We start from the raw sequence: 26,790 nt of genomic DNA on the forward strand, positions 1-26,790 counted from the left end.
GAGCCTCGGCGGGGGCCGGATTCGGCACGCGGCCGCCGGGAATGAGGGTGACCGTAGGCGAATGCGCGGGGCCGGAACAAGACGGGAATTCCGAGGGGAGATCGACTTCCCTGCGGCGGCCCGGTCGATGACCTTGAATGGCTCCACCGAAAAGCGCCGATTCCCTTTCCGGGAAAAGGGAATCGGCGCGCGGAGGAAATTGATGTTGACCGGACGGGCGTGACTCACATCACGGTTTGAAGCCGTGTTCGGGGGTCTCGTGCAATACGGTCAAATAGCCTTCGGATACTCCTGATTCGGGCTACCGGCGCGTTGGTGCCGAATCGCCCATCCCGCACCCTTTCGGGCGTTCGGTGGGGTCAGATTCCGGCCAACTCCTTGAGGGTGGCCGCCACCGCCTCCGGTGAGGCCGGCAGCAGGGGGAGGCGTACGTCCGGGGTCGGGATCCGGCCCTGGGCGTGCAGCACCGCCTTGACCACCGTCGGATTGGGCTCCGCGAAGGCGGCCGCCGAGACGCGGGCCAGCGCGTGCCCCAGCGTCCGGGCGCGCGCGGCGTCGCCGGCCCGCCAGGCCGCCGCGAGCTCCACGAACCGCTCCGTCGCCAGGTGCGCGGAGGCCAGGACCGCGCCCGTCGCGCCGAGCGCGAACAGCGGCGACACGTACGCGTCGTCCCCGGCCAGCACGGCGAACCCGGCCGGGAGATCGCCCAGCAGCGCCACCGTGTCCTGGTCGATGGCGCCCGCCGCGTACTTCACCCCCACCACCCCCGCCAACGACCCGACCGCCCGCAGCGCCGCCGCGTCCAGCGGCTGCCCCGTGCGGTACGGGACGTGGTAGACGACCAGCGGTACGGGGCTCACCCCGGCCAGCCGTGCGAAGTGGGCCAGCACCCCGGCCGCCGAGGGCCGGACGAACGGGGGCACCGTCACCAGCGCCGCACCCACCCCCGGCCACCGCGCGAGCCGGGCCAGCGAGGCCTCGGCGGCCCGTGTCCCGCTCGCCCCGGCCCCCACCGTGAGCAGGGCGCCCCGCTCCCCGCTGACCCGCGCGCAGACCTCGGTGACCAGATCGCGCTCCGCCTCGTCCAGGGCGGCCGTCTCGGCGGTCGTGCCGAGGGCCACGATCCCGGCCGCGCCCGCGTCGAGCACCTCGTGCGCGAGGGCCTCCAGGGCGTCGGCGGCGATGTTCCCGGCCCGGTCGAAGGGGGTGACGAGCGGGACGTGGATCCCGTCGAGCGCGCCGGGTCCGGCTGCCGTCGCGTCCGGGGGCGTCCCCCGCGTGTTCGTCGAGTCCGTCGTGGTCGTGGCCGTCGTGGTCGTGGGCGTCGTCATCGTCGTGGTCGTGTTGTCCGTGTCCCGTCGCATGGGACGAGCCTCACCCACGCCGAGCGTCGATTCCAGTTCGCTTTCCTTACCCGAACCGTAAGCTGAGCCGATGCTCGACGTACGCCGCCTGCGGCTCCTGCGCGAACTCGCCCGCCGCGGCACCATCGCCGCCGTGGCCGAGGCCCTGGCCTTCAGCCCCTCGGCCGTGTCCCAGCAGCTGACCGTGCTGGAACGGGAGGCCGGTCTGCCGCTGCTGGAGCGGACCGGGCGGCGGGTCCGGCTCACCCCGGCAGCCCAGAACCTCGTCCGGCACGCCGACGCCGTACTGGAGCGGCTGGAGCGGGCCGACGCCGACCTCGCCGAGGCCCGCGGCGGCCTGGCCGGGGCCCTGCGGATCGGGTCCTTCCCCACGGCCACCCGGGCCATCGTCCCGGCGGCCCTGGTGGGGCTGGCCCGGCGCCACCCGGGGCTGGAGCCGATGATCAGCGAGACCGACCCGGCGGCGGTCGCGCACGCGCTGCGGGCCGGCGACCTGGACGTGGCGCTGGTGCACGAGTACGACTTCGTACCCGCCCCGCCGGAGCCGGGACTGACCACGCGGCCGCTGTACGGGGAGGCGATGTACCTGGCGGCCCCGGCGCCCGCCCCGGCGCACCCCGGCGGCGCGCACCCCGGTGGGCAGCCCGCCGGGGAGCCCGGCCAGGACGCTGCCCTGGCGGCCCACCGGGACGCGCCCTGGATCACCGCCACCCCCGGCACGCTCTGCCACGCCATGACCGTACGGGCCTGCCTGGCCGCCGGGTTCACCCCCCGGGTCCGCCACCAGGTCGACGAGTTCGCCACCGTCCTCGCGCTGGTCGCCGCCGGCCAGGGGGTGGCCGTCGTCCCGCAGCTCGGCGTGGGCGCCCCGGCGGGGCCGGACGTCGTCCTCACGCGGCTGCGCATGGAGCGCCGCACGAAGATCGCCTTCCGCAGCGGCGCCGGGGCACACCCCGCCGTGGCCGCCTTCACCGCCGCGCTGCGGGCCGCCGTACCGCCGGATCTGGCCGCTCCGCGCGCGGAAGCGTGACACGGCTCCCGCGCCGGTCGGCGCCCGTGTACGTTCGATGATCCAGACCGATCCGAACGGACAGAACGGGGTACGACGTGACGCATCGCGTACGAGGGGTCATCGCGCGGAGCAAGGGCGCACCGGTGGAGACGACCACGATCCTCGTGCCCGACCCGGGGCCCGGCGAAGCCCTGGTCAAGATCCAGGCCTGCGGGGTCTGTCACACCGACCTGCACTACCGCGAGGGCGGCATCAACGACGAGTTCCCCTTCCTCCTCGGCCACGAGGCGGCCGGGATCGTCGAGTCCGTCGGCCCCGACGTGACCTCCGTCGCCCCCGGGGACTTCGTGGTCCTCAACTGGCGTGCGGTGTGCGGCACCTGCCGGGCCTGCAAGCGGGGCCGGCCCTGGTACTGCTTCAACACGCACAACGCGACCCAGTCCATGACCCTGGAGGACGGCACCCCGCTCTCCCCGGCGCTCGGCATCGGGGCCTTCGCGGAGAAGACGCTGGTGGCCGCCGGGCAGTGCACCAAGGTGGACCCGGCCGCCTCCCCGGCCGCCGCCGGACTCCTCGGCTGCGGGGTCATGGCCGGCCTCGGCGCCGCGATCAACACCGGCAACGTCGGTCGCGGGGACTCGGTGGCGGTCATCGGCTGCGGGGGAGTGGGCAACGCGGCGGTCGCCGGGGCGCGGCTCGCGGGCGCCTCGAAGATCATCGCGGTGGACCTGGACGACCGGAAGCTGGAGTGGGCGCGCGGTCTCGGCGCCACCCACACCGTCAACGGGCGCACCGAGGACGTGGTCAAGGCCGTCCAGGAGCTGACCGGCGGCAACGGCGCGGACGTCGTCATCGAGGCCGTCGGCCGCCCCGAGACGTACCGGCAGGCCTTCTACGCCCGCGACCTGGCGGGCACGGTGGTGCTGGTCGGCGTACCGACGCCGGAGATGAAGCTCGAACTCCCGCTGCTGGACGTCTTCGGCCGGGGCGGCGCGCTGAAGTCCTCCTGGTACGGGGACTGCCTGCCCGAGCGGGACTTCCCGCTGCTGATCGACCTGTACCTCCAGGGCCGCCTCGACCTCGACGCCTTCGTCTCGGAGACCATTCCGCTCGACGGGGTCGAGGAGGCCTTCGCCCGCATGGAACGCGGTGAGGTGCTCCGCTCGGTGGTCCAGTTCTGACCCCACCGGGCCCCCGGCGGCGACCGGCCCGCGGCGGGATCCGCCGGCCGGTCGCCGCCTTCGGCGTGCGCCGGCGTGCGGACGGGCCCCGGGCGGCCGCCCGGCGGCGCCGCCGCCACCGCTGACGGCCCGTTGGCTAGGGTGCGGCCTATGACCGAACGAGCCGATCAACAGCCGCCCTTGCAGCCCATGCCCACCGACTGGAAGCGCGCCCTCGCGGTGGTGGCCCACCCCGACGACCTGGAATACGGCTGCGCCGCCGCCATCGCCGACTGGACGGACGGCGGCCGCGAGGTCGTCTACGTCCTGGCCACCCGCGGCGAGGCGGGCATCGACACCCTCGCCCCGGCCGAGTGCGCCCCGGTGCGCGAGGCCGAGCAGCGCGCGAGCGCGGCGGTCGTCGGGGTGTCCACGGTGGAGTTCCTCGACCACCGCGACGGGGTCATCGAGTACGGCCTCGGCCTGCGCCGGGACATCGCGGCGGCCATCCGGCGGCACCGTCCCGAGCTGGTCATCACCCTGAACCACCGCGAGACCTGGGGCGGCCCCGGCGGTGGGGGCTACTGGAACACCCCCGACCACCAGGCCGTCGGCCGCGCCACCCTGGACGCCGCCGGGGACGCGGGCAACCGCTGGATCTTCCCCGAGCTGATCTCCGAGCGGGGGCTGGAGCCCTGGGACGGCGTGCGCTGGGTCGCGGTGGCCGGCACCGCCACCCCCACCCACGCGGCCGACGCGCGCCCGGGCCTGGAGCGCTCCGTCAGGTCCCTGATGGAGCACAAGGCGTACATCGAGGTGCTGACCGACCAGGACCCCGAGGAGTACGTACGGACCTTCCTGACCGGAAACGCCGAACGGGTCGCGGACCGCTTCGAGGGCCGCCCGGCGGTGGCGTTCGAGGTCTTCCCCCGCTGACCCGCGCCCCCGTAACCTGACGTTCCATCAGATGAGTTCGGGGGTGCGGCACAAGGTGATCGACACCGTCTCCACGGAGATCGGCGAGGGCGAGGAGCGGGTCCGGCTGGAGGTCGCGGACGGCATCGCGCTCCTCACCCTCTGCCGGCCGGACCGGCTCAACGCCTGGAGCTGGGAATCCACCCGCCAGCTGGGCCTGCTGGCCGACCGGATCCGCTTCGACCCGGCGGTGCGCGCGGTGCTGCTGCGCGCGGAGGGCCGGGCCTTCTGCGCGGGCATCGACGTCACCGCGCCCGGCGGCGCCATCACCGGCGACTCGCCCGCCGAGCGGACCCGGAACTACTACGAGGGCATCCGCTGGGTCCACGAGCGCTTCGCCGTCCTCGCCCGCCTCCCGCAGCCGGTCGTCGCCGCCGTCCGGGGCTACTGCCTCGGCTTCGGCTTCGAGCTCGCCCTCATGGCCGACGTCCGGGTCGCCGCCGAGGACGCCGTCTTCGCCCTCCCCGAGGCCGGGCTCGGCGTCGCGGTGGACGCCGGGGGCGACCTGCGCGTCGCCCGGGAGGCGGGCGCGGGCTGGGCCAAGTACATGGCCCTCACCGGCCGCCGGATCGACGCCGCGACGGCCGAACGCCGGGGCCTGGTCCAGCTGGTGGTCCCGCCGGAGGAGCTGGAGGAGACCGCCCGGGCCCTGACGGCGGAGATCGCGGCCAACGCCCCGCTCGCGGTCCAGGGCATCAAGCGCGGTATCGACGCGTACGCCGACGCCGCCCTGCCGGCCGCCCTGGACCGGGTCGCCATGACCGCGGCCCTCACCCTCACCTCCGAGGACTCCCGGGAGGGCTACGCCGCCCGGGCCGCCCGGCGCCCCCCGCGCTTCAGGGGAGCCTGAGGCCCCCCGCGTTTCAGGGGAGCCTGAGCACCGGCCGGCCGGAGAAGCCGACCCGTACGGGGCCCCGTCGGGCCGTTCACGGGCTGAAGGGGCCCCGTCCCAGCTGGTCGCGGACCGGGACCACCGCGGGCTGGACCAGCGACCGCCGCTGCCAGTTGGCGCCGTCCACGACCAGCGTGTGGCCGGTGACGAAGCGCGCGTAGGGCGAGGCCAGGAAGGTGGCGGCCCAGCCCAGTTCGCGGGGGGCGCCCACGCGCAGCGCGGGCTGCCGGGCGTCCTTGGGTCCGGGCGCGGAGCGTTCCAGGCCGCCGCGGATGTCCGCCGTCATGTCCTCGTGCGGGACCAGCCCGGGGACGAGGCCGTTGATCTGGATGCCGTACGGACCCCACTCGACGGCGAGGGTCTCCACCAGGTTCTTCACCCCGGCCTTCGCGGCGGCGCTGTGGGCGAACCCCGGGCCGCCGGTCCAGGCGTAGGAGGCGCCGACGTTGACGATGGAGCCGGGGGTGCCCGCCGCGAGGTGGCGGCGGGCGAACTCCCGCGTCATGAACCAGGTTCCGGTCAGGGTGGTGTCCACCACCGCCCGCCAGGCGTTGGGGGAGAGGTCCTCCGCCGGGCAGGGGAAGTTCGCGGCCGCGTTGTTGACCAGGACGTCCGGCGCCGCGAGCGCCGCCTCGGCGGCGTCGAAGACCTCCGCGACCCGCTCGGGGTCCCTGATGTCGCAGACGGCGGCCGCCACCCGGCCCGCGCCGGGCACGGCCTCCAGTTCCCGGCAGGCGGCCGCCAGTTGCTCCGCGCGGCGGCCCGCGATCACCACACCGGCGCCGAGCCGGGCGAACTCGGCGGCGATGGCCTTGCCCAGCCCGGTGCCGCCGCCGGTCACGAGGACCACCTGGCCCGCGTACGTACCGGGGGGCAGGGCGGCGGCGCCGAGCGGCGGGGGCGCGGGCAGGCCGCGCGGGGCGTGGGTGCGGGCGTTGTCCGTCATGGGGCATCGATAGCGCGCGGGCGCTCAGATCACCATGCCCGTGACGGGACGGCCCCGCGGCGGACGCCCTACGACTGCGACAGGTACGCCTGCTGGGCGGCGCAGGTCCAGATCACCGGCTTCAGCTTGCCGTTGGCGTTGACGGCGGCCCCGCCGACCCGGCCGTCGTCGGATACCGCCGTCGCGGTGCTGGCCTTGTCCGCGGCGAGGCGCGGCAGGGCGAGCACCGGGCCCGTGCCCTTCCAGAGCTGGGCCTGGTCGGCCCGGGTCGGCTCGTCCGGGTGGAACTTGGCGGTGCCGACGCTGATGTTCGTGGTGGGGCTGATCGCCTCGAAGGTGCCGTACGGGAACGGCGCCGGCGTGCCGGGGGAGGTGCCGGGCGCGGTGTAGGGCGCCGTCCAGGTCCACGGCTTGTACGCGTACCCCGGCCCGTACCAGTCGTAGCCGACGACGCGGCCGCTCTCGTCGATGTCCTGGACCCGGCTCTCCTGGTAGATCCCGCCGCCGCTGGGGGCGAGGGACTTCGCCGGGCCGCCGTCGGCCGGCCAGACCACCGGGATGCTCTCCCACAGCTGCTGGTCGTGGTCGGAGTCGTAGTAGTTCACCTTGGCGGTGCCGGCGATGTCGCCCTTGTTGTTGATGCCCGTCACCAGGTCCACGAAGGAGTGCGGCGGGGCGTCGGCCGGCGGGGCCAGCTCGCGCACCTTCTGGCCGTCCTTCCAGACCAGGCCCACGCCCGCCCGGTTGCGCGAGACCACGTACCCGGCGTCGTTGACGTCGGCCTCGCCGTACAGCTCGTCGCCCCCCGGCAGCGGGGTGACCGCCGCGGCGCCCGCCCGGTAGGTGAACAGGTAGCCGCCGCCGCCGGTGGTGAAGGCGCGGCCGACCATCAGAGCGTCCTTGTTGACGGCGAGCACCTCGCCACTGGCGGCGGGGGCGGTCAGCGGCACCTTGTGGACGGTGGTGCCGGTCCAGTACACGGGCAGGCCGCCGGAGACGCCGACGGACAGGTTGCCCTTCCCGAGGCCGATGACGCCGTCGGCCTGGGGGCCGCCCGGGTTGTAGACGCTCGACCCGATGGCGCCCAGGACCTGGAGCCTGGGCGTGCAGGCGGCGGCGGACGGAGCGGCGGCGGACGGAGCGGCCGAGGCCGGGCCGGCCGCGGTGACGACCCCGGCGAGGACGACCGCGGCGGCGGCCGCCGAGGCGGCCCTTCCGCTGAGGCTGAGCGTGCCGTTCATGGTGGTTTCCCCCTGTGTGGTGCGGTGCGTCATGCTGCGTGTGGTGGTGGCGCGACCGCGCGCCCGGAGCGGCGTGCACTCCGGGCGCGCCTGATCCCCGATCGCGTCATATGCCGTAGGAAACCGGCATGTTGATGCTATATCCAGCGAACCGCATTCACCTGGCGTTCGTCCGCCCGATTTCCGGAGGCGGCCGTCCCGCATCCCCCGTGGCACCTGACGGGGGCAATGGCCGGGGCGAGGGTTCCCATGACGTCAAGCGACCGCTTAGTATGCCGCCGAGCGTGGTTCCTCGACGGCGGCTGGAGGCCCCGGATGCAGGCATGGCGAGTACACACGACCGGTGAGCCCCGCGAGGCCATGCGCCTCGAACAGGTACCCGAGCCGGTGCCCGGCGAGGGCGAGGTGAGGCTCCGGGTGCTCGCGGCGAACGTCAACTTCCCCGACGCGCTCCTCGTCCGCGGCCAGTACCAGATCCGGCCGCCGCTGCCCTTCACCCCCGGCGTCGAGATCTGCGGCGAGACCGAGGACGGCCGCCGGGTCATCGCCAACCCCAGCCTGCCGCACGGCGGGTTCGCCGAGTACGTCACCGCGCCCGCCCGCGCCCTGCTGCCCGCTCCGGACGCCCTCGACGACGCCCAGGCCGCCGCGCTGCACATCGGCTACCAGACCGGCTGGTTCGGCCTGCACCGCCGGGCCCGGCTGCGCGCCGGTGAGACCCTGCTCGTCCACGCCGCGGCGGGCGGCGTCGGCAGCGCCGCCGTCCAGCTCGGCAAGGCCGCCGGAGCCACCGTCATCGGGGTCGTCGGCGGCAAGGCCAAGGTGCGCGTCGCCGAGGAACTGGGCTGCGACCTCGTCGTGGACCGAACGGCCGAGGACATCGTCGCCCGCGTCAAGGAGTTCACCGGTGGACGGGGCGCCGACGTGGTCTACGACCCGGTCGGCGGGGACGCCTACACCGCCTCCGCCAAGTGCGTGGCCTTCGAGGGCCGGATCGTGGTCGTCGGCTTCGCCGGCGGCACCATCCCCGCCCCCGCCCTCAACCACGCCCTGGTGAAGAACTACGCCATCCTCGGCCTGCACTGGGGCCTGTACGCCGCCAAGGACCCCGCCGCGATCCTCGCCTGCCATACCGAACTCACCCGCCTCGCCACCGAAGGCCTCATCACCCCCCTGGTCAGCGAACGGGTCCCGCTCGCCGGGGCCGCCGACGCCGTCCAGCGCCTCGCCGACGGAGCCACCACCGGCCGGCTGGTCGTCGTACCCTCCCTGTCCGACGCACCCGCCCCGGACGGAGCCGCCCGATGACGGCCACCGCCGAAGACCTCGCCGCCCGCGTCCGGGACCTGCTCGCCGCCCACCCGCCCGCCACCACCCCCCGCGCCGACTTCCTGCGCGCCCGCTTCGACGCCGGACTCGCCTGGGTCCACTACCCCGAGGGCCTCGGCGGCCTCGGCGCGCCCCGCTCCCTCCAAGTCGCCGTGGACACCGCCCTGGAGGCCGCCGGCGCCCCGGACAACGACCCGCGCCGCATCGGCATCGGCCTCGGCATGGCGGCGCCCACGATCCTCGCGTACGGCACCGACGAGCAGAAGCGGCGCTTCCTGCGCCCCCTGTGGGTGGGGGAGGAGGTCTGGTGCCAGCTCTTCAGCGAACCCGGCGCCGGCTCCGACCTCGCCGCGCTCGCCACCCGCGCCGTCCTCGACGAGGCCGCCGGCGAATGGGTCGTCGACGGACAGAAGGTGTGGACCTCCAGCGCCCACACCGCCCGCTGGGGCATCCTCATCGCCCGTACCGACCCCGCCCTGCCCAAGCACCAGGGCATCACCTACTTCCTGTGCGACATGCACGCCCCCGGCGTCGAGGTCCGCCCCCTGCGCCAGATCACCGGCGAGGCCGAGTTCAACGAGGTCTTCCTCACCGGCGTCCGGATCCCCGACGCCCACCGCCTGGGAGCCGTCGGCCAGGGCTGGGCCGTCGCCCGCACCACCCTGATGAACGAACGCGTCTCCATCGGCGGCATGCGCGTCCCCCGCGAGGGCGGCATGATCGCCCCCGTCGCCGCGGCCTGGCGCGAGCGGCCCGCACTGCGCACCCACGCCCTGCACCAGCGGCTGCTCGGCCTCTGGGTCGAGGCCGAGGTCGCCCGGCTCACCGCGGAGCGGCTGCGCCAGCAGCTCGTCGCCGGCCAGCCGGGACCCGAGGGCAGCGGCATGAAGCTCACCTTCGCCCGCCTCAACCAGGAGATCAGCGGACTTGAGGTGGAACTCCTCGGCGAGGAGGGCCTCCTGTACGAGGACTGGACCATGCGCCGCCCCGAGACCGTCGACTTCACCGGACGCGACGCCGGATACCGCTACCTGCGCGCCAAGGGCAACAGCATCGAGGGCGGCACCAGCGAGATCCTCCTCAACATCGTCGCCGAACGCGTCCTCGGCCTGCCCGCCGAGCCGCGCGACGACAAGGACATCGCCTGGAAGGACCTCGCCCGATGACCGGCACGCGCGCCCCCCTCGACCTGCTCTACTCCCAGACCGAGGAGGAACTCCGCTCCGCCGTACGGTCCCTGCTCACCGACCGCTGCGCCCCCGAGCGGGTCCTCGCCCTCGCGGAGACCGGCCGGCCCCACGACCCGGACCTGTGGCGCACCCTCTCCGCCGGGATCGGCGCCGCGGGCCTGCTCGTCCCCGAGAAGCTCGGCGGTGCGGGCGCGAGCCACCGCGAGGCCGCCGTGGTGCTGGAGGAGCTCGGCCGGGCCGTCGCCCCCGTCCCGTACCTGACCAGTTCCGTCCTCGCCACGGAGATCCTGCTCGGCTGCGACACCGCCGAGGCCGCCGGGCTGCTGCGGGAACTCGCCGCCGGGCGGAGCGTCTGCGTCCCCGCCCTGCCGCTCACCCAGGCCCCCGGGGCGCCGCTGCCGAAGGCGCCGCACGACAGCGGCGGCGGCGCCCTGACCGGCGCCGTCACCTCCGTGGCCGACGCGGTGGCCGCCGACTTCCTGCTGGTGCTGGCCGACACCGGACTGCACGCCGTGCCCGCGGCCGAGGTCACCCTCACCGGAGCCGTGCCGCTCGACCTCACCCGCCCGCTCGCCACCGTCACCCTCGACGGGGCACCCGCCGCCCGCCTCGCGGACCCCACGACCGCGCGGGCGGCCGTCGCCGGAGCGCTGCTGTCCGGCGCCGGACTGCTGGCCTCGGAACAGCTCGGGATCGCCGAGTGGTGCCTCACCACGACCGTCGCGCACGTCCGCGACCGCCACCAGTTCAACCGGCCCGTCGGCTCCTTCCAGGCCCTCAAGCACCGCCTCGCCCAGCTCTGGCTCGACGTGGCCTCCGCCCGGGCGGCGGCCCGGGCCGCCGCCGACGCCCTCGCCACGGCCTCCCCCGACGCCCCGCTCACGGTCGCGGTCGCCCAGGCCCACTGCTCCGGGGTCGCGGTCCGCGCCGCCGAGGAGTGCGTCCAGCTGCACGGCGGCATCGGCATGACCTGGGAACACCCCGCCCACCTCTACCTCAAGCGGGCCAAGGCCGACTCCCTCGCCCTGGGCACCGCCGGCCACCACCGCGGCCTGGTGGCGGACTTCGCGGAACTCCCCGCCCCGGCGGCATAGGCGCGCGCCCGGCCCCGGCCGGGTCCCGCCCCGCCCCGGCCGTCCGGCCGAGGCGGGGACGGCCGGACGGCCGATGTCCGGGGGCGGCGGCGTGCGGCAGCCTGGGCGACCTCATCCTCGGCCGGCACCCCCTCTACTGGACGCACGAATGGACGCTGCTCGTCCTCATCGTCTCCGCCGCCGCCGCCACCATGCTGTACCTGCGCCGCCGCCGGCTCCCGCACCGCACCCTGATGGTGGTGGACGCCGTCGGCCTCGCCGTGGTCACCGTCATCGGCGCCCGGGCCGCGATCGACGCCCAGGTCACCCCCGCCGCCGTCCTCGTCCTCGCGGTGCTGACCGGAGTCACCGGCGAGGTGGTCCGGGACGTGCTGTGCGGGGAGTTCCCGCCCCTGCTGCTGCGCGAGGAGGTCTACGCGACCGCCGCCCTGGCCGGCGCGGCCGCCTACCTCGCCCTGCACTCGGCCGGAGTCCCGGACCCCGTCACCGCCGCCGTCTCCGCAGGGCTGGTCTTCGTACTCCGGCTGGCCGCGATCTTCGGGAACCTGCACCTGCCCCGCCTCCGGCGCGCGCCCGGCCGGGCCGGGGCCGGTGTTCCATCCCGGTCCGGTGCTCCGGCCGCGAGACCGGCGGCCGAAGCCGGGGCGCCGCGGCAGGTGACCTCGTCCGCCACCCCGCGTTAGTCCCCGTAACGCGCACCGCCGAGCGAGGGAGACCGTATGACCGCAGCAGCCGCCGCCGCACCACTCACCCGCCGCACGCTCCTGCGCACGGCCTTCACCGCGGCCGTCTGCGGCGCCACCGCCGCGGTCCTGGCCCCGGTGCTCAGGGCCCGCCGCCCCCGCCAGACCCTCACCCCGGCGCCGCTCACCGAGGAGACGTACCGCGGCCGGCACATCAGCGTCGACCTGGCCTCGGCGGCCGTGCGCATCGACGGCCGGCCGCTGCACGTCATGCGCCGGGCGGACGGCAGCTACCTCAGCGGGATCAACCACTTCCAGTCCTACGCGACCCCGCTGGAGCTGGCCCGCGCCGCCGTCGACGAACTCGGCACCACCGCGCTGGCCACCGGCGCCCCGCACCACGGCTGACGGACGTCTCGGGAGGAGCCCGCCGTGTACACCCGGCAGAACCAGAAGGACCTGACCAGCGCCCAGAAGAAGCGGTTCACGGCCGCCGTGCTGGAGCTCAAGCGCAACGGCACGTACGACGCCTTCGTGCGCACCCACGAGAAGTACTTCGTGCCCGACCGGGACCGGAAACTGCGCGTCGGGCACATGTCGCCGTCGTTCTTCCCCTGGCACCGGCGCTACCTGCTGGAGTTCGAGAAGGAGCTCCGCGCCGTCGACTCCGGGGTGAGCATCCCCTACTGGGACTGGACCACCGACAGCAGCCCCGTCTCCTCCCTCTGGGCCGACGACTTCCTCGGCGGCACCGGCCGCGAGGGCGACCGCCAGGTGATGACGGGGCCGTTCGCCTACGCGCGGGGCAACTGGACCGTCACCGTCGGGGTTTCCGAGGCACGCTTCCTCACCCGCAACCTCGGCCGTCCGGGGAACCCGATCGCCCTGCCCACCCCCGCGGAACTCCAGTGGGCGATCGACGACCCCGTCTACGACAGCGCGCCCTGGGACTCCACCTCCGCCGAGGGCGGCTTCCGCAACAAGCTGGAGGGCTGGGCGGCGCCCAAGAGCGAGCGCTGGCGCAACCACAACAAGGTCCACCAGTGGGTCGGCGGCCACATGACCGGCGGTACGGCCCCCAACGACCCGGCCTTCTGGCTCCACCACGCCTTCGTGGACCTGATCTGGGACCGCTGGCAGCAGCGCCACCCCGACTCCGGCTATCTGCCGGCCGCCCCCCTGGCGCCGGGCGACCTCCAGCGCGGCCGGGTGATCGCCCGGGACGAGCCGATGCCCCCGTGGAACGTCTCCCCCCGCGAGATGTCCGACCACCGGGGCCTCTACCGCTACGAGTGACCGGGGCACGCGGAAGGGCCCCCGCCGGATGGCGGGGGCCCCTCTCGGTCGTCAGCCGGCTGATCAGCCGCCGTAGCCCTCGGTGTGGTGGTCGCCGCCACCCGACGCGTTCACGCAGGTGTTGCCGAAGGCGGGGTTCAGCAGGCCGACCACGTTGACGGTGTTGCCGCAGACGTTGACCGGGATGTGGACCGGAACCTGGAGGAGGTTGCCCGACAGGACACCGGGGGAACCGACCGCCGCACCTTCCGCTCCGGCATCGGCAGCCGCCAGACCCGCACCGGCGGCCAGGGCGCTACCGGCAGCAGCGGTGATGACGAACGCCTTCGCGATACGCGACATCAAGATCTCCTCGTGAGATGTGGGGCGCCACAGAATCTGTGGCATTTGACATGGCATACAACGCGGGCAGGGGCCGAGTGGTCACGGCCCGTGCACCCAACCGGTCACCCGAAAGGCGGCGGGTCACCCGAACGCGGCCGACGCGAAGTACGGACGCACCTGGGTGACCGTGCCGGCCGGCAGCACCGCCACCACGGTCCCGGCGCAGTGCGGATCGCGGTAGAGGGTCGCGGTGCCGCGCGTGCGGTTGGTGGCCGCCCGCCCTCCGCCGCCCTCCGCCGGGACGCAGCCCTTCGGGGAGGACAGGCCGTGGACCTGGTCGTCCTGGCCCACGTACTGGAATTCCGGGCCGGCGGCCGGGGCCGCCGCCACCGACGCGCCGGCCGCGGCCAGCAGCAGGACGGACAGGAGGCGTGGGGCGCGGGGAATCGCAAGGGCTCGCATGGCCGGTCCAACCCGCCCCGCCCCGCGGTGGGTCACGCCTTGTCACCCCCGGCACGCCTGTGCGAATGTGCCCGGAAGGCAGGAGACGCGCGAGGAGAGCACGGATGAGCGCAGCGGACGCCGGGCGACCCCGGGCCGGAACCCGGCACGGCACCGTGGAGGGCCGCTGGGGGGCCGGCGGCACCGCCGTCTTCCGGGGCGTCTCCTACGCCGCTCCCCCCGTCGGCGCCCTGGCCTTCGCGGCTCCTGCGCCTCCGGCCGCCTGGGACGGCGTACGCGACGCGGGCGCGTTCGGGCCCACGGCCCCCAAGGTGCCCTACCCCGAGCCCTTCGCCGCCCTGCTGCCCGATCCGGAGATCCCCGGCGAGGACTGCCTCACCGTCAACGTGTGGACCCCCGACCCGTCGCGCGGGGCCCGGCTGCCGGTGATGGTGTGGCTGCACGGCGGCGCCCACACCCGCGGCTCCTCCGCCGTTCCCGTCTACGACGGCTCCGCCTTCGCCCGCGACGGGGTCGTGCTCGTCTCGGTCAACTTCCGGCTCGGCGTCCTCGGCTACGGCCTCTTCCCCGACGCCCCCGCCAACCGTGGCCTGCTCGACCAGATCGCCGCCCTGGAATGGGTCCGGGACAACATCGAGGCGTTCGGCGGCGACCCCGCCCGCGTCACCGTCTTCGGCGAGTCCGCCGGAGCCATCAGCACCGGCGCCCTGCTCGCCGCCCCCCGCGCGGCGGGCCTCTTCGCCCGGGCCGTCCTCCAGAGCGGCGCCCCCGAGGCGCTGCCCCGCGAGAAGGTCCGGGCCATGGTCCGCCGGATGGCCTCGCTGCTCAAGGTCCCCGCCACCGCCGCCGCCTTCCGGGCGGCCGGGCTGCCCGCGCTGCTCGCCGCGCAGGAGGCCGTGCTGCGCCGTTCCTCCCCGGTGCTCGGGGGTCCCGCCTTCGGGCTGGTCACCGACCCCGCCACGCTCCCCGGCGACCCGCTGGCGGCGGCGGCCGCCTCGGACCTGCCGCTGCTGCTGGGCTGGACCGCCCAGGAGCACCGGCTCTGGCTCGCGCCGACCGGAGCCTCGCGGCTGCTGGACCGGCTGGGCCCGCTCGCCGTGACGCTGGGCCGGCTCCGCAGCGGCAAGGACCGTGCCGCCGTACGGGCGCTGCGCGCCACCGTGCCCGCGGCCGGACCGGCCGACCTCGCCGGAGCGCTGCTCACCGACCGGCTGCTGCGCGATCCGCTGCGCCGGCTCGCCGGACCCGGGCGGCCGGGCCCGAGCCACCTGTACGAGTTCGCCTGGCCCAGCGGCGTACCGGGCCTCGGTGCCTGCCACGCCCTGGAACTGGGCTTCGTCTTCGACACGCTCGGCGCGGCGGAGTCCGCCTGGCTGGCCGGGCCGGACGCACCGCAGGCGCTGGCCGACGAGATGCACGCGGCCTGGGTGGGGTTCGCCGTGTCGGGGGACCCCGGCTGGGAGCCCTGGAACGGCAGCGGCCCGCCGAAGGTGTTCGGCGGGCCGGAGCCGGAAGCGGTGCGGGGCGTGGCACCCGACGGCGGAGCCGTGTTCACCCCGTAGGGGCGGGGGCCGGGGTCCCGGGAGCGGTACGGACTACTCCACGGGGCCTTCCATGACCTTGCTGATGAACTCCATCGGTCCCAGGCCCATGTTCGGCACGTACGTCTTGGCGTTGTGCTGGCCGCCCGGGATCACCCTGAGGCTGGTGTGGATGGGGCCCTTGGTATAGGTGGCGACGAATTTCTGCACGTCCGGCAGGGTCTTCTTGTTGCTCTCGTTGTCGCCGACCTGGAAGGCGAGGTAGACGTCGGGACCCTTCTTGTCGATGAGCTGCTTGGCGAGCAGCTCGGGGTTGTTCTCGGCCTTCTCCTTCTCGTGGCCCGTCCACAGCGGGGAGTCGGGCACGATGTCCGGGCCGGAGCAGATCGCGGCCTTGAACTTCTCCGGGTACTTGAGCACGGCCTTGAGGCTGGAGAAGCCGCCGGTGGAGGAGCCCATGAAGGCCCAGCCGTCACGCGACTTGATGGTGCGGAAGTTCTCCCGCATCAGGTCCGGGACGTCGTCGGTCAGCCAGGTGCCCATCTTGGGCTGGCCCGGGATGTCGGAACCGTCCCAGTAGATGGCCTTGGGCTCGTCCGGCTGCGGGTTGAGCACCGGCATCGCCAGGATGAAGGGCTTGCCCTTCCCCTCGGAGTACCACTGGCTGATGCTGGACTGGAGCTTGAGGTCGGTACCCATCCAGTAGTTGATCGGGTAGCCGGCGCCGCCGGGCAGGGCGATCATGACCGGGAAGCCGCTCTTGGCGTACTTCGGGTCGTTGTACTCCTTGGGCGCCCAGACCCAGACCTTGCCCGTGAAGCCCGACTTCTTGCCGGTGATGGTGGCGACGCCGATCTGCGTGCCGTCGCTCAGCGTCGAGGCGTTCTTGAACTCGGTCTTCGGGCCGGTGGGCATGGACATCTTCGAGTTCGGGGCCGGCTTGGCCGCCGGCCCGCCCTTGTCGCCGCCCGGGGTGTCGCCGAAGGAGACGGCCTTGCCCTTGTCGGTGAAGGGAGGTATTTCGAAGTAGCTCATCGCGCCCGCGGCGATGCCCGCGAGGGCCAGGACCGAGACGCCCGCGATGATCCACCGCTTGGCCTTGGACTTGCGGCGCGGCGGCTCTTCCCCGTGTCCGTAGGGAGGCCCGGAGCCGTCGTACGGGGGCGGCGGCTGCTGCTGGTGGCGCGGCTGCTCGTACGGCTGCTGGTAGTCCGGGCGCTCGTAGTCGGGCTGGCGCCGGGTGGGCGAATCGAAGGCCCCCGGCTGCCCGTACTGGTCCTGCCCGTACTGGTCCTGCCCGTACGGGGACTGGCCGTACGGGGACTGGCCCTGCGGCGGGCGGCCCTGCTGGGGCCCGCCCTGCTGCGGCTGCCCGTACCCGGGACGGCCGTACGGCGGCTGGCCCTGCGGCGGCCCTTGCGGGGGACGGCCCTGGGGCGAGTACTGCGGCTGACCCTGCTGTCGGCCCTGCTGCTGACCGTTCGGGGGTTGCTGCGGGTACTGCCCTTCCGGCCGGTACGGCGGCTGGTACTGCCCGTCGGGTTCGTACGACATGTGAGCTGGCTCTCCGGCTGTTGCTGCCCCGTCGGGGGGTGGACTGCTTCCGTTCGAATGATGAACGATAGTGCGTCCGGGTTCCGTATTTTTCCGACTCTTGGCTTTTCTTGGGCCATGGCATTGCCCATCCCCTGAACGGCCGGCGGAGTTCCCGTGTTGTTAGCCGACTGTCCCTGGCCCATGCACATGCCCCTGGGTATGGTGCGTCCGCGCCGCCACCCCCAGAGTTCCCCCATGCCCGGAGGTATGTCCTGTGTTTGGCATGACCACTTCATGGTCCCGTCGTAAGACCGCCCTGGCCACCGCCTTCGCCGCCACCGCCACCGCGACCGCCGCCTGGGCGGGCCTCGGCGCCGCCCAGCCCGCGCACGCGGCGACCCTGCCCGCGCCCGACCACGTCGTGGTCGTGGTCTTCGAGAACCACGCCTACAACCAGGTCATCGGCAGCTCCAGCGCCCCCTACATCAACTCCCTCAAGACCGGTGGGGCCAGCCTCTCCAACTCCTACGGCATCACCCACCCCAGCCAGCCCAACTACCTCCAGCTCTTCTCGGGCTCCAACCAGGGGGTCACCGGAGACAGCTGCTACACCCCCGGCTTCAGCTCCGCACCGAACCTGGCCTCCGAGCTGATAGCCGCCGGCAAGACCTGGGGCAGCTACAACGAGACCCTCCCCAGCCAGGGCTCCACCACCTGCTCCAGCGGCGACTACGCCCGCAAGCACAACCCCTGGTTCGCCTTCTCCAACGTGCCCACCAGCACCGCCAAGACGATGACGCAGTTCCCGACGGACTACACCACCCTGCCCAAGGTGTCCTTCGTCGTCCCGAACCTCTGCAGCGACATGCACGACTGCTCGGTCGGCACCGGCGACACCTGGCTCAAGAACAACCTCAAGGCCTACGCGGACTGGGCCAAGACCCACAACAGCCTGCTCGTCGTCACCTTCGACGAGGACAACCGGCTCGCCGGGAACAAGATCCCGACCGTCCTCTACGGGCAGCCCGTGACCCCGGGCTCCACGTCGGGCACCACCTACAACCACTACGACGTACTGCGGACGCTGGAGGACCTGGCCGGGCTCACCACCCACGCCGGCAACGCCGCCACCGCCACGGACATCACGGGGATCTGGGCTTCCTGACCATGTACGTCGCGGACAGTCGCGGTACCCCCGCGCCCGCCGTGGCCCCCGAGACACCGGCCGTCGCCCCGGGCACCCGCCCGGGGCGGCGCGCCGCCCTCGCCCCCACGGTCCTCGCCCTCGGCACGGTCAGCCTGATCACCGACGTCTCCTCCGAGATGGTCACCGCCGTGCTCCCGCTCTACCTCGTCGCCGGACTCGGCCTCTCCCCGCTCGGCTTCGGCCTGCTCGACGGCCTCTACAACGGGGTCAGCGCCCTGGTCCGGCTCACCGGAGGCCACCTCGGCGACCGCTTCGGCCGCCACAAGGCCCTCGCCGGCCTCGGCTACGGGCTCTCCGCCGCGTGCAAGCCGCTCCTGCTGCTCGCGCACACCCTGCCCGCCATCGGCGCCGTCCTCGCCCTCGACCGCACCGGCAAGGGCCTGCGCACCGCCCCGCGCGACGCGCTGATCTCGCTCGCCGCCGCCCCCGCGGAACGCGGCCGGGCCTTCGGCGTGCACCGGGCCATGGACACCGCCGGCGCGCTGATCGGGCCGATCCTGGCCTTCCTCATCCTGCGCGGAGCAGCCGACGGCTACGACGCCGTCTTCACCGTCAGCGCCTGCGTCGCCGCGCTCGGCGTACTCGTGCTGGTCCTCTTCGTACCCGGCCGCCGCGCCGTGCCCGCCCCCGCCGCCGGACCCGTCTCCCTGCGGGCCTCCCTCGGCCTGCTGCGCCGCCGCGACCTGCGCCGGATCAGCCTCGGCGCGCTGCTCCTCGGCCTGTGCACCGTCAGCGACGCCTTCGTCTTCCTGCTGCTCCAGCGGGCCACCGCAATCGCCGACCGCTGGTTCGCCCTGCTCCCGCTGGGCACCGCCGCCGCCTTCTTCCTGCTGGCGCTGCCCCTGGGCCGGCTCGCCGACCGGATCGGCCGCCGCCGTGTCTTCCTCGGCGGACACCTGGCGCTGCTCCTCGTCTACGGACTCCTCCTGGCGGGCGGCACGCACCCCGCCCTGCCCTACGCGGTGCTCCTGCTGCACGGCGGCTTCTACGCAGCCACCGACGGCGTACTCATGGCCGAAGCCGCCGGGGCCGTCCCCGAGGAACACCGGGGCGGCGGCCTCGCCCTCGTCCAGACCGGCCAGGCGCTCGCCCGGTTCGCGGCCTCCCTCGGCTTCGGCGCCGCCTGGACGGTGTGGGGCGCCCGCCCCGCCCTCGCCGTGGCCGCCGTCCTGCTCGCCGTGGCCGTCGCCTGCGTCGTCCGGCTCCGGCCCGACGAAGCCTGATCCCCGCCGCTCCCCGAAAGGCCCCCATGTCCACGACCCCCACGACGCCGCCCGCCTCACCCCCCGCGCCGACGCCGCCCGCGCCGCCGTCCGGGGAGCCGCCGTCCGCGATGAGCGCGGGGCGGCGGATCCTGATCCTGGTCACGGCCGTCGTCCTGCTCACCGTCGTCGGGGTCTTCGCCTTCGCCCGGGCCTCCTCGCGGGCCGAGGAGAAGAACCAGCCCCGCGCCGGCGGTCCGGCCGTCGCGCACGGCGCGGTCACCCTGGCCCCCGCCGGCGGGGGCCGGCGCATCGTCTTCCGCAACATGGTCTGGGGCCCGTTCCGCGACGAGCTCGCCACCGTCCCGGCGGACGCGCCCGAGGGGCCCCGTACCGCCTCCGGAGTGAAGTGCCTGCGCTTCCACTCCGCCGGCGGCACCGGGATCTGCCTCCGGTCGGAGCAGGGCGCGGTGCAGGAGAGCTACCGGGCCGTCGTCCTCGACGCCCAGCTCAAGGAGACCGCCAGCCGCCCCCTGGCCGGCATTCCCACCCGGGCCCGCGTCTCGCCCGGCGGCCACCTCGTCGCCTGGACGGTCTTCGTCGGCGGGGACTCGTACGCCGGGACGAACTTCTCCACCCGCACCTCGCTCCTCGACCTGCGCACCGGCAGGTACGACGCCTCGCTGGAGGACTTCACGATCCGCAAGGACGGCGCGGTGTACCGCAACACCGACGTGAACTTCTGGGGGGTCACCTTCGCCGCCGACGAGCGGACCTTCTACGCGACGCTCGCGACCGGCGGCAGCACCTACCTGGTCCGCGGCGACCTCGCCGCCCGCACGGTGACCACCCTGCGCGAGAACCTGGAATGCCCCTCGCTGTCCCCGGACGGGACCCGCCTGGTGTTCAAGAAGCGGGTGCCCGGGCTGCCGGCCGAGGCGCCGTGGCGGCTCTACGTCCTCGACCTGGCCACGATGGCGGAGACCCCGCTCGCCGAGGAGCGCAGCGTGGACGACCAGGTGGTGTGGACCGACGACCGGACGGTCGTCTACTCCCTGCCCGGCGACTTCGGCGCCGATCTGTACTCCCTGCCCGCCGACGGCGGCGGGCACCCGGTCCGGCTGATGGCCTCGGCCCTCGCCCCGGCCTTCCTCGGCTGAGCGCCGGGGAGGCCGGGGGAGGGCCGGGTGCGGCCGGGTGCGGCCAGGGCGGCGGTAGCGGGCGGGAGGCCCGCAGGACCGTTACGCCGGGATCAGCGTCTTGCGGCGGCGCTTGCGGGGCTGGGCCCCCGAGAGCCGCATTTCGATCACGGAGCGCACGCCGGGCCACTCCTCGTCGAGCACCGAGTAGAAGGCCGTACTGCGCACCGCGCCGTCCAGCCCCCGCGAATGCGCCCGGCGCACCCCTTCACAGGTGAAGCCGAGGCGTTCCATCGCCGCCCGCGAGCGCCCGTTGCGGGCGTCCGCGCGCAGCGAGATGCGGCGCACGCCCCAGGTCTCGAAGGCGTGGCGGAGCATGAGCAGCTTGGCCTCGGTGTTGATCCCGGTGCCCTGGGCGCCCGGCGACAGCCAGGTGTTCCCGATCTCGGCGGCATCGGGGACCGCGGTCGCCGGATCGCCGAAGGGGACCCCGGGGACCGCCGGCCAGACCAGCGGACCCTGCCAATAGTCGAGTTCCAGGAACCGGGTCGAACCGACGACCTGCCCGTCAGTGGCTCTGACCACGGCGAACGCGAGCGATCGACCTGCTGCCTGTTCGGAAAGGGCGCGGTCGATGTACTCGTGGGACGCCTGCAACCCGTGCGGCACGGGAGTGAAGGCGTAAGTCGTACGATCCTCGGCCCCGGCCTTGGCCAGGGCCTCGGTGTGGTGGGGGGCGAGGGGCTCGAGCCGCACGGAGCGGCCGGCGAGGAGTACGGGTACGGGCACGGAGCCTTCGGTCCTTCTGGGCGGTGGGGTGGTTGCACAGTCTGCGCTCCTGACGTCACCCCCCGCGCAAAACGCGGGTGAAAGGCAACGGGCTGTCAGGTGAACGCGAGTGGCTCAATGTAGCCCCTTGCAGTCCTCTCATGAACCCCCAATTTGGCAATGGCGCGGCATCGTTTTCCGATGACTTGGGTCCCCGCCACGCAGCGCCCGTAATCCTGACCCACGGACATCCGTTCAACCGTGCGAAGTGGTCCCGCCAGACGGCTGCCCTGGCTTGCGCGGGCCCTCGGCTCACCCCTCCTGACCTGCGAGGATACGGAGGGGCCCCGGCCCCGGCGGAGAGGACCCCGCGCGCGGACTCCGCCGGCGACCCGGCCGCCCCGCCGGCCGGGCCGGGCACCGGACGGGCGGTCGTCGGCGGAGTGCTCTCGGGCGGGCGGATCGCGCTCGGGGTCAGGTTGCGCCACCCGGGTCTGCTACGGGCGCCCCCGCCCGGCGAGACCTCCCCGGCGCCGGGGATCCGGAGGGCGGGCGGTTCCGCGGGCAGCCGGGCCGGCGGCACCGGGGAATGGCCCACCTGACACATCCCCGATTGGACCGCCCGGCCGGGCCGCCCGGCTGATCCAATGGGGCGGTGACGATACGGTTCCTGCCCGCGCCCGGCGCGCCGCGCCGCCTGGCCGCCGCCCAGTTGGCCAACTCCGTCGGCGACGGCGCCTACTACGTGTGCTCCGCCCTCTACTTCACCGGCGTCGTCGGTCTCTCGCCCGCCCGGATCGGCCTCGGCCTGACCCTCGCCTGGGCCGTCGGCTCGGTCGCCGGGGTCCCGCTGGGGGCCCTGGCCGACCGGCGGGGGCCGCGCGGCACCTCCGTGCTGCTGGCACTGGCCACCGCCGGATCGGTGGCCTCGTTCCTGTTCGTGCGGTCCTTCGGGGCGTTCCTGTGCGCCGTGGTGCTCTACGCCGTCTCCCAGTGCGGGCTCGCGGCCGCCCGGCAGGCCCTGCTGGCGGGCCTCGTCCCCCCGGCGGAGCGGACCGGTCTGCTCGCCCACCTCCAGTCCACGCTCAACGCCGGACTGGCGCTCGGCGCGGCCCTGGGGGGCCTGGCCCTCGGGGCCGGCACCGAGACGGCCTACCTCGTCGTCTTCGCCCTGGACGCGGCCGGCTTCCTGGTCTGCGCGGCCCTGCTGCTGGGCCTGCCCGCGGTGGCCCCCGTCCAGGGCCGGACGGCGGGGGAGCCCCGGCTGGCGGTGCTGCGCGACCGGCCGTACGCGCTGGTGACCCTGCTGAACGCGGTCCTGCTGCTGCGGATGCCGCTGCTGAGCCTGGCGATCCCGCTGTGGATCGTGGAGCGCACCGAGGCCCCGGGCTGGCTGGTGTCGGCGCTCTTCGTGCTCAACACCCTCGCCGTCATGCTGTTCCAGGTGCAGACGGCCCGCCGGGTGAGCGACCTCGACAGCGCCGGGCGGGCGCTGCGGACCTCCGGGCTGCTGATGGCCCTGTCCTGCGCCGTCTTCGCCGCCGCCGCGCTGCCGACGGCGGGGTGGGCGGCGGCGGCCCTGCTCGTGGCGGGCGCGGTGCTCCAGGCCGACGCCGAGATGCGGCAGTCGGCCGGGTCCTGGCAGATCGGCTTCTCGCTGGCCCCGGCCGAGCGGATGGGCCAGTACCAGGGCTTCTTCGGCACCGGGGTGCCCGTGGCCCGCACCCTGGGGCCGATGCTGCTGACCGCGCTGCTCCTGCTGTGGGGGATCCCCGGCTGGCTGCTGCTCGGCGCCGTGCTGCTGGCCGCCTCGTACGCGATGGGCCCGGCGGCCCGCCGGGCGAGCGGTGCCCGCGGCCCGGCCACGGGTCTGGCCGCCGACGGGGCGCGCGCGTAGGGGCCGGAAACCGGGTCTTTCGCCGCCCGCCCGGTGCCCAATGGCGGCCCGGGCGCGGCGGCCGTCCGTGTCAGCCTGTCTGGAGGGTGGTGCGCAGCCGGTAGCGGTCCCCGCTGTACTCCACCGTCGACAGCAGCAGGGGCCGCTGGTCGCGCGTGTACACGGTCTGGTCGAGGACGAGTACGGGCGCGCCCGGGGCGATCCCGAGGTGCCCGGCCAGGGCCTCGTCGGCGGTCCGCGCCTCGATGGTGGCCTCGGCGCGCTCCGGGGACACGCCCCGGCGGCGCAGCTCGTCGAAGAGGGAGGCCTCGCGGAAGTCGCTGCCGCCGAGGCCGGGCGCGCGTTCCGCGACGAGCAGGGTGCGGTCCAGGGCGATCCGTACGTCGTTGAGGAGCCGTACGCGCTCCAGCCGCATCAGCGGGGTCCCGGCCGGAACCCCGAGGCGCTCCGCGTCGTCGAGGGTGGCGGCCACGGTGTCGTGCCGCAGCACCAGCGAGCCGGGCCGCATGTGCTTGCGGCGGGCGGTGGCGGTGAAGGACTCCAGGTCCTCGGGCCAGTCCCGGGCGGGCGCGGGGGCCGTGGGCGCGGAGACGAACCAGCCCCGGCCGTGCGAGGAGGTGACCAGCCCCTGGTCCACGAGGTGTGCGAGCGCCCGGCGCAGGGTGACGCGGGAGACGTCGAGCCGCGTGCACAGCTCGCGCTCGGGCGGCAGCTTGCTGCCCTCGGACAGGCCCCGCCGGGCGATCTCCTCGCGGATCCGGTCGGCGGCGCGCACCCAGAGCGGGTCGGCGCCGCCGTCCTGGGAGGCCGGGGGCGCGGCGGCGGGGGAGGTGTCGGTCATGACCGGAACCATACCACTTGCTACCAGTTAGTCCGGGACCGAGGGCCCGAGGCCAGGGGACCTTGGATGTTCTTTGGCCCGCGCAGGCAAGACCACAGCAGACCACTATTGACCAGTAGAAAACCACTCAGTACGTTCGAGGCGTCCCACCCCCTCGACGAGGAGCACGCGATGAGTACGGCCACCGCACCGGCCGCCGGCAAGAAGCCGGCCCGGATCATGCCGGTCATGCAGCGCATCGGCCGGAGCCTGATGCTGCCCGTGGCCACCCTGCCCGCAGCGGCGCTGCTGACCCGGCTCGGCGGAGCCGACCTGCTCGGCCGGGAGAACTTCCCGCTGCTGGTCCGCAAGCTCGCCATCGTCCTCGCGGCCGCCGGTGACACCGTCTTCACCCATCTGCCGCTGCTCTTCGCCGTGGGCGTGGCCATCGGCTTCGCCAAGAAGGCCGACGGGTCCACGGCCCTGGCCGCCGTGGTCGGCTACCTGGTCTTCAAGGCGGTCCTCGCGAGCCCCGCCTTCCCCAAGGGCGCGGACGGCGAGCCGCTGGACGCCAAGGTGCTCGGCGGCATCGTGATGGGCCTGATCGCCGCCCTCCTCTACCAGCGCTTCAGCCGCACCAAGCTGCCCGACTGGCTCGGCTTCTTCGGCGGCCGCCGGCTCGTCCCCATCCTGAGCGCCTTCGCCGGCGTCGCCACCGGAGTGGTATTCGGAGTGGTCTGGCCGACCGTCGGGAACTGGTTCTTCCACTTCGGCGAGTGGCTGGTGGGCACCGGCGCCTGGGGCGCGGGCGTCTTCGGCCTCGTCGTCCGGGCCCTCATCCCGATCGGGATGCACCACTTCTTCTCGTTCTTCCCCTGGTTCGAGGCGGGCACCTTCGTGGATCCGGCCACCGGCGCCGAGGTGCACGGCGACATCCACCGCTTCCTCGCCGGCGACCCCGCCGCGGGCCAGTTCATGACCGGCGGCTTCCCGATCTACATGTTCGCGCTCCCGGCCGCCGCCATGGCCATCGCGCACACCGCCCGCCCCGAGAACCGCGCCATGGTCAAGGGCATGATGATCTCCGTCGCGCTGACCGCCTTCGTCACCGGTGTCACCGAGCCCATCGAATTCGCGTTCATGTTCGTCGCGCCCGTCCTCTACGCCATCCACGCCGTCCTGTTCGGTGTCTCCATGGCCCTGTGCTACGCCCTCGGCATCCGCGACGGCTTCGGTTTCTCCTCCGGCGCCATCGACTACGTCGTCAACTTCGGCATCGCCACCAAGCCGCTGCTGCTCATCCCCATCGGCCTGGCCTTCGCCGCCCTCTACTACGTGATCTTCCGCTTCGCCATCGTCAGGTTCGACCTCCCCACCCCGGGACGCGAACGCGATCCGGACGCCGAGGCCGCCAAGCCCGCAGAGGGCGCAGAGGGCCCCGAGCCCGCGGAGGCCGCCGGGACCCGGACCGGGACACCCGGCACCGAAGCCCCCGGGTCCCCGCCCGCCCCGGCCGACGCCACCGTCTAGGCCCGCCGCACCGCCGCCGCCCCCGCGTCCCGCCTTCCCCCCCACCGCCAGGAGCCACCCCCATGTCCGCGTCCCGCATCACCTTCCTCCAGGGCCAGGCCGCCCAGGGCGCCGCCCTCGCCCGGATCGCCGACCGCGTCCGCACCCAGCTCGCCTCCCCGGACCTGGCCGCGCTGCGCACCGCCCGGCGCCCCCTGTTCACCGGCATCGGAGCCTCGTACGCCGCCCTCGCGGTCCCCGTCCAGCAGCTGCGCGAGGCCGGGGTCGTCACCCAGCGCGTCCTGTCCAGCGAGATCGAGACCGGCACCGCGGGCTTCGACACCGACTGCCTGATCGCCGTCTCCCAGGGCGGCCGCAGCTCCGAGACCCTCGCCGCCTTCCACCGCGCCGCCCCCGGCGTCACCCGGGCCGCGCTGCTCAACGTCGTACCGTCCCCGCTCGGCGACCTCGCCGACCTCACCGTGGACCTCGGCAACGAACCCGACTCCTACGCCTCCACCATCGGCTATACCGGCACCCTCGTGGCCCTCGACCTGATCGCGGGAGCCCTGGCCGGCCGGGAGGGCGACCCCTGGGACTCCATCGCCGAGCAGACCACCGCGGTCCACCGGCAGGCCACCGAGGTGGTGGCCGGGCTGCGCGGGCGCGCAGCGCGCTGCATCGCCTCCGACGGGGTGGCCGCGGGCGCCTCCCGGGCCTCCGCCGAGGAGGGCGCGCTGCTGCTGCGCGAGGTGGTGCGGATGACCGCCGCCCACTCCGCCACCCGCAACTACCTGCACGGCGAGATGGAATCGGCGGGCAACACCCTGCACCTCGTCTACGGGGACGGCCGCGAGATCGAACTGGCCCGCTCGCTCGCCGGGGCCGGCCACCTCACGCTGCTGATCACCACCGCCGACGTGGACGTCGCCGAGAACCTCTTCACCGTCCGGCTGCCGCGGACCGCCGACGCCGTCCGCGTCGTCCTGGAGACCGTCGTCCTCCAGGAACTGGTGGCCCAGCTCAGCGCCGAACGCGACGTACCGATCGAATCGTTCGTCTTCGCCAACGACGACACGAAGGAGGGCGGCCTCGACATGTCCGACTTCGAAGTCGCCGCCCACTCCCCGGCGCCCTGACCCCGCCGCCGCCCCCGTAGCCCCCAGGCCGCCCCCGGCCTCGGGGGCCACGGCCGTCTGCTGA

The 26,790-nt window shown here is 74.4% G+C and carries 25 protein-coding genes; 17 read left to right on the plus strand and 8 right to left on the minus strand.

Going from position 1 to position 26,790, the window contains the following annotated elements:
• Positions 1 to 359: 359 nt before the first annotated feature.
• The gene (locus ACFYYT_RS13575; protein ID WP_351820004.1) at positions 360 to 1,364 is read right to left on the minus strand and encodes a dihydrodipicolinate synthase family protein; all 1,005 of its coding nucleotides are present in this window, start codon (positions 1,362 to 1,364) and stop codon (positions 360 to 362) included.
• Between the two features lie 70 nt (positions 1,365 to 1,434).
• On the opposite strand from ACFYYT_RS13575, the gene ACFYYT_RS13580 reads away from it, so the two are divergent.
• The 4 genes from ACFYYT_RS13580 (at position 1,435) to ACFYYT_RS13595 (ending at position 5,361) form a co-directional block, all read left to right on the plus strand.
• Complete coding sequence (locus tag ACFYYT_RS13580) at positions 1,435 to 2,394, plus strand: LysR substrate-binding domain-containing protein (RefSeq protein ID WP_351820007.1); 960 nt, start codon at positions 1,435 to 1,437, stop codon at positions 2,392 to 2,394.
• Positions 2,395 to 2,471: 77 nt separating this feature from the next.
• Positions 2,472 to 3,557, plus strand: a complete 1,086-nt coding sequence (locus ACFYYT_RS13585) for an S-(hydroxymethyl)mycothiol dehydrogenase (RefSeq protein WP_351820010.1) — start codon at positions 2,472 to 2,474, stop codon at positions 3,555 to 3,557.
• A gap of 150 nt (positions 3,558 to 3,707) precedes the next feature.
• Positions 3,708 to 4,472: a PIG-L deacetylase family protein gene (locus ACFYYT_RS13590; protein ID WP_351820013.1), complete on the plus strand. Its 765-nt coding sequence runs from the start codon at positions 3,708 to 3,710 to the stop codon at positions 4,470 to 4,472.
• A 31-nt stretch (positions 4,473 to 4,503) separates the two neighbouring features.
• Positions 4,504 to 5,361 (plus strand): enoyl-CoA hydratase/isomerase family protein, encoded by an 858-nt coding sequence (locus tag ACFYYT_RS13595; protein ID WP_351820016.1) that lies wholly within the window; start codon positions 4,504 to 4,506, stop codon positions 5,359 to 5,361.
• Positions 5,362 to 5,437: 76 nt separating this feature from the next.
• Here the strand turns inward: ACFYYT_RS13595 and ACFYYT_RS13600 are convergent, their stop codons facing one another.
• Both ACFYYT_RS13600 and ACFYYT_RS13605 read right to left on the minus strand, forming a co-directional pair.
• Complete coding sequence (locus tag ACFYYT_RS13600) at positions 5,438 to 6,349, minus strand: SDR family oxidoreductase (RefSeq protein WP_351820019.1); 912 nt, start codon at positions 6,347 to 6,349, stop codon at positions 5,438 to 5,440.
• Positions 6,350 to 6,417: 68 nt separating this feature from the next.
• Positions 6,418 to 7,590, minus strand: a complete 1,173-nt coding sequence (locus ACFYYT_RS13605; RefSeq protein ID WP_351820022.1) for a hypothetical protein — start codon at positions 7,588 to 7,590, stop codon at positions 6,418 to 6,420.
• Between the two features lie 315 nt (positions 7,591 to 7,905).
• On the opposite strand from ACFYYT_RS13605, the gene ACFYYT_RS13610 reads away from it, so the two are divergent.
• The 6 genes from ACFYYT_RS13610 (at position 7,906) to ACFYYT_RS13635 (ending at position 13,182) form a co-directional block, all read left to right on the plus strand.
• Positions 7,906 to 8,898, plus strand: a complete 993-nt coding sequence (locus ACFYYT_RS13610; RefSeq protein WP_351820025.1) for an NADPH:quinone oxidoreductase family protein — start codon at positions 7,906 to 7,908, stop codon at positions 8,896 to 8,898.
• Positions 8,895 to 10,085 (plus strand): acyl-CoA dehydrogenase family protein, encoded by a 1,191-nt coding sequence (locus tag ACFYYT_RS13615; RefSeq protein WP_351820028.1) that lies wholly within the window; start codon positions 8,895 to 8,897, stop codon positions 10,083 to 10,085. The genes ACFYYT_RS13610 and ACFYYT_RS13615 overlap by 4 nt, the downstream gene beginning before the upstream one ends.
• A complete protein-coding gene (locus ACFYYT_RS13620; RefSeq protein WP_351820031.1) occupies positions 10,082 to 11,203 on the plus strand; it encodes an acyl-CoA dehydrogenase family protein in 1,122 nt (373 codons plus the stop codon). Before ACFYYT_RS13615 ends, ACFYYT_RS13620 begins: the two co-directional genes overlap by 4 nt.
• 191 nt (positions 11,204 to 11,394) lie before the next feature.
• Positions 11,395 to 11,886 carry a TRIC cation channel family protein gene (locus ACFYYT_RS13625; protein WP_351820034.1) on the plus strand — a complete coding sequence of 164 codons (492 nt, stop codon included), beginning with the start codon at positions 11,395 to 11,397 and terminating at the stop codon, positions 11,884 to 11,886.
• A 36-nt stretch (positions 11,887 to 11,922) separates the two neighbouring features.
• A complete protein-coding gene (locus ACFYYT_RS13630) occupies positions 11,923 to 12,294 on the plus strand; it encodes a tyrosinase family oxidase copper chaperone (RefSeq protein WP_351820037.1) in 372 nt (123 codons plus the stop codon).
• 24 nt (positions 12,295 to 12,318) lie between these two features.
• Complete coding sequence (locus ACFYYT_RS13635) at positions 12,319 to 13,182, plus strand: tyrosinase family protein (RefSeq protein ID WP_351820040.1); 864 nt, start codon at positions 12,319 to 12,321, stop codon at positions 13,180 to 13,182.
• Positions 13,183 to 13,245: 63 nt separating this feature from the next.
• Here the strand turns inward: ACFYYT_RS13635 and ACFYYT_RS13640 are convergent, their stop codons facing one another.
• Positions 13,246 to 13,524 (minus strand): chaplin, encoded by a 279-nt coding sequence (locus tag ACFYYT_RS13640; protein ID WP_351820043.1) that lies wholly within the window; start codon positions 13,522 to 13,524, stop codon positions 13,246 to 13,248.
• Between the two features lie 123 nt (positions 13,525 to 13,647).
• Entirely contained in the window at positions 13,648 to 13,968 is a 321-nt protein-coding gene (locus ACFYYT_RS13645; RefSeq protein WP_351820046.1) for a hypothetical protein, read from the minus strand.
• 104 nt (positions 13,969 to 14,072) lie between these two features.
• Between ACFYYT_RS13645 and ACFYYT_RS13650 the strand changes: the two genes are divergently transcribed.
• Complete coding sequence (locus tag ACFYYT_RS13650) at positions 14,073 to 15,530, plus strand: carboxylesterase family protein (RefSeq protein WP_351820049.1); 1,458 nt, start codon at positions 14,073 to 14,075, stop codon at positions 15,528 to 15,530.
• Positions 15,531 to 15,563: 33 nt separating this feature from the next.
• On the opposite strand, the gene ACFYYT_RS13655 is transcribed toward ACFYYT_RS13650, so the two are convergent.
• Positions 15,564 to 17,063, minus strand: coding sequence for an alpha/beta hydrolase (locus ACFYYT_RS13655; RefSeq protein ID WP_388607855.1), 1,500 nt, complete (start codon positions 17,061 to 17,063; stop codon positions 15,564 to 15,566).
• A gap of 265 nt (positions 17,064 to 17,328) precedes the next feature.
• Here ACFYYT_RS13655 and ACFYYT_RS13660 point away from each other — a divergent pair, with 265 nt between their 5' ends.
• The 3 genes from ACFYYT_RS13660 to ACFYYT_RS13670 all read left to right on the plus strand — a co-directional run bounded on the left by ACFYYT_RS13660 (position 17,329) and on the right by ACFYYT_RS13670 (position 20,614).
• The gene (locus ACFYYT_RS13660; RefSeq protein WP_351820052.1) at positions 17,329 to 18,210 is read left to right on the plus strand and encodes an alkaline phosphatase family protein; all 882 of its coding nucleotides are present in this window, start codon (positions 17,329 to 17,331) and stop codon (positions 18,208 to 18,210) included.
• 2 nt (positions 18,211 to 18,212) lie between these two features.
• The gene (locus ACFYYT_RS13665; protein ID WP_351820055.1) at positions 18,213 to 19,475 is read left to right on the plus strand and encodes an MFS transporter; all 1,263 of its coding nucleotides are present in this window, start codon (positions 18,213 to 18,215) and stop codon (positions 19,473 to 19,475) included.
• 110 nt (positions 19,476 to 19,585) lie between these two features.
• Positions 19,586 to 20,614: a hypothetical protein gene (locus tag ACFYYT_RS13670; RefSeq protein ID WP_351820090.1), complete on the plus strand. Its 1,029-nt coding sequence runs from the start codon at positions 19,586 to 19,588 to the stop codon at positions 20,612 to 20,614.
• Between the two features lie 81 nt (positions 20,615 to 20,695).
• Here the strand turns inward: ACFYYT_RS13670 and ACFYYT_RS13675 are convergent, their stop codons facing one another.
• Complete coding sequence (locus tag ACFYYT_RS13675) at positions 20,696 to 21,382, minus strand: GNAT family protein (RefSeq protein ID WP_351820058.1); 687 nt, start codon at positions 21,380 to 21,382, stop codon at positions 20,696 to 20,698.
• A gap of 634 nt (positions 21,383 to 22,016) precedes the next feature.
• Here ACFYYT_RS13675 and ACFYYT_RS13680 point away from each other — a divergent pair.
• The gene (locus ACFYYT_RS13680) at positions 22,017 to 23,258 is read left to right on the plus strand and encodes an MFS transporter (RefSeq protein WP_351820061.1); all 1,242 of its coding nucleotides are present in this window, start codon (positions 22,017 to 22,019) and stop codon (positions 23,256 to 23,258) included.
• A gap of 70 nt (positions 23,259 to 23,328) precedes the next feature.
• Here the strand turns inward: ACFYYT_RS13680 and ACFYYT_RS13685 are convergent, their stop codons facing one another.
• A complete protein-coding gene (locus ACFYYT_RS13685) occupies positions 23,329 to 24,099 on the minus strand; it encodes a GntR family transcriptional regulator (RefSeq protein ID WP_351820064.1) in 771 nt (256 codons plus the stop codon).
• Between the two features lie 171 nt (positions 24,100 to 24,270).
• On the opposite strand from ACFYYT_RS13685, the gene ACFYYT_RS13690 reads away from it, so the two are divergent.
• A complete protein-coding gene (locus ACFYYT_RS13690; protein ID WP_351820066.1) occupies positions 24,271 to 25,608 on the plus strand; it encodes a PTS transporter subunit EIIC in 1,338 nt (445 codons plus the stop codon).
• A 62-nt stretch (positions 25,609 to 25,670) separates the two neighbouring features.
• Positions 25,671 to 26,726, plus strand: a complete 1,056-nt coding sequence (locus ACFYYT_RS13695; protein WP_351820069.1) for an SIS domain-containing protein — start codon at positions 25,671 to 25,673, stop codon at positions 26,724 to 26,726.
• Positions 26,727 to 26,790: the final 64 nt, after the last annotated feature.

The organism is Streptomyces sp. NPDC002032 (genome assembly GCF_042890765.1).
Taxonomy (GTDB): domain Bacteria; phylum Actinomycetota; class Actinomycetes; order Streptomycetales; family Streptomycetaceae; genus Streptomyces.

Coding starts and splice junctions, on each gene's coding strand:
- ACFYYT_RS13640 (WP_351820043.1), bottom strand. CDS start 13,524: ATGTCGCGTATCGCGAAGGCGTTCGTCATCACCGCTGCTGCCGGTAGC.
- ACFYYT_RS13600 (WP_351820019.1), bottom strand. CDS start 6,349: ATGACGGACAACGCCCGCACCCACGCCCCGCGCGGCCTGCCCGCGCCC.
- ACFYYT_RS13650 (WP_351820049.1), top strand. CDS start 14,073: ATGAGCGCAGCGGACGCCGGGCGACCCCGGGCCGGAACCCGGCACGGC.
- ACFYYT_RS13595 (WP_351820016.1), top strand. CDS start 4,504: ATGAGTTCGGGGGTGCGGCACAAGGTGATCGACACCGTCTCCACGGAG.
- ACFYYT_RS13625 (WP_351820034.1), top strand. CDS start 11,395: ATGCTGTACCTGCGCCGCCGCCGGCTCCCGCACCGCACCCTGATGGTG.
- ACFYYT_RS13575 (WP_351820004.1), bottom strand. CDS start 1,364: ATGCGACGGGACACGGACAACACGACCACGACGATGACGACGCCCACG.
- ACFYYT_RS13660 (WP_351820052.1), top strand. CDS start 17,329: ATGACCACTTCATGGTCCCGTCGTAAGACCGCCCTGGCCACCGCCTTC.
- ACFYYT_RS13615 (WP_351820028.1), top strand. CDS start 8,895: ATGACGGCCACCGCCGAAGACCTCGCCGCCCGCGTCCGGGACCTGCTC.
- ACFYYT_RS13685 (WP_351820064.1), bottom strand. CDS start 24,099: ATGACCGACACCTCCCCCGCCGCCGCGCCCCCGGCCTCCCAGGACGGC.
- ACFYYT_RS13580 (WP_351820007.1), top strand. CDS start 1,435: ATGCTCGACGTACGCCGCCTGCGGCTCCTGCGCGAACTCGCCCGCCGC.
- ACFYYT_RS13610 (WP_351820025.1), top strand. CDS start 7,906: ATGCAGGCATGGCGAGTACACACGACCGGTGAGCCCCGCGAGGCCATG.
- ACFYYT_RS13670 (WP_351820090.1), top strand. CDS start 19,586: ATGAGCGCGGGGCGGCGGATCCTGATCCTGGTCACGGCCGTCGTCCTG.
- ACFYYT_RS13590 (WP_351820013.1), top strand. CDS start 3,708: ATGACCGAACGAGCCGATCAACAGCCGCCCTTGCAGCCCATGCCCACC.
- ACFYYT_RS13655 (WP_388607855.1), bottom strand. CDS start 17,063: ATGTCGTACGAACCCGACGGGCAGTACCAGCCGCCGTACCGGCCGGAA.
- ACFYYT_RS13605 (WP_351820022.1), bottom strand. CDS start 7,590: ATGAACGGCACGCTCAGCCTCAGCGGAAGGGCCGCCTCGGCGGCCGCC.
- ACFYYT_RS13690 (WP_351820066.1), top strand. CDS start 24,271: ATGAGTACGGCCACCGCACCGGCCGCCGGCAAGAAGCCGGCCCGGATC.
- ACFYYT_RS13665 (WP_351820055.1), top strand. CDS start 18,213: ATGTACGTCGCGGACAGTCGCGGTACCCCCGCGCCCGCCGTGGCCCCC.
- ACFYYT_RS13645 (WP_351820046.1), bottom strand. CDS start 13,968: ATGCGAGCCCTTGCGATTCCCCGCGCCCCACGCCTCCTGTCCGTCCTG.
- ACFYYT_RS13630 (WP_351820037.1), top strand. CDS start 11,923: ATGACCGCAGCAGCCGCCGCCGCACCACTCACCCGCCGCACGCTCCTG.
- ACFYYT_RS13695 (WP_351820069.1), top strand. CDS start 25,671: ATGTCCGCGTCCCGCATCACCTTCCTCCAGGGCCAGGCCGCCCAGGGC.
- ACFYYT_RS13620 (WP_351820031.1), top strand. CDS start 10,082: ATGACCGGCACGCGCGCCCCCCTCGACCTGCTCTACTCCCAGACCGAG.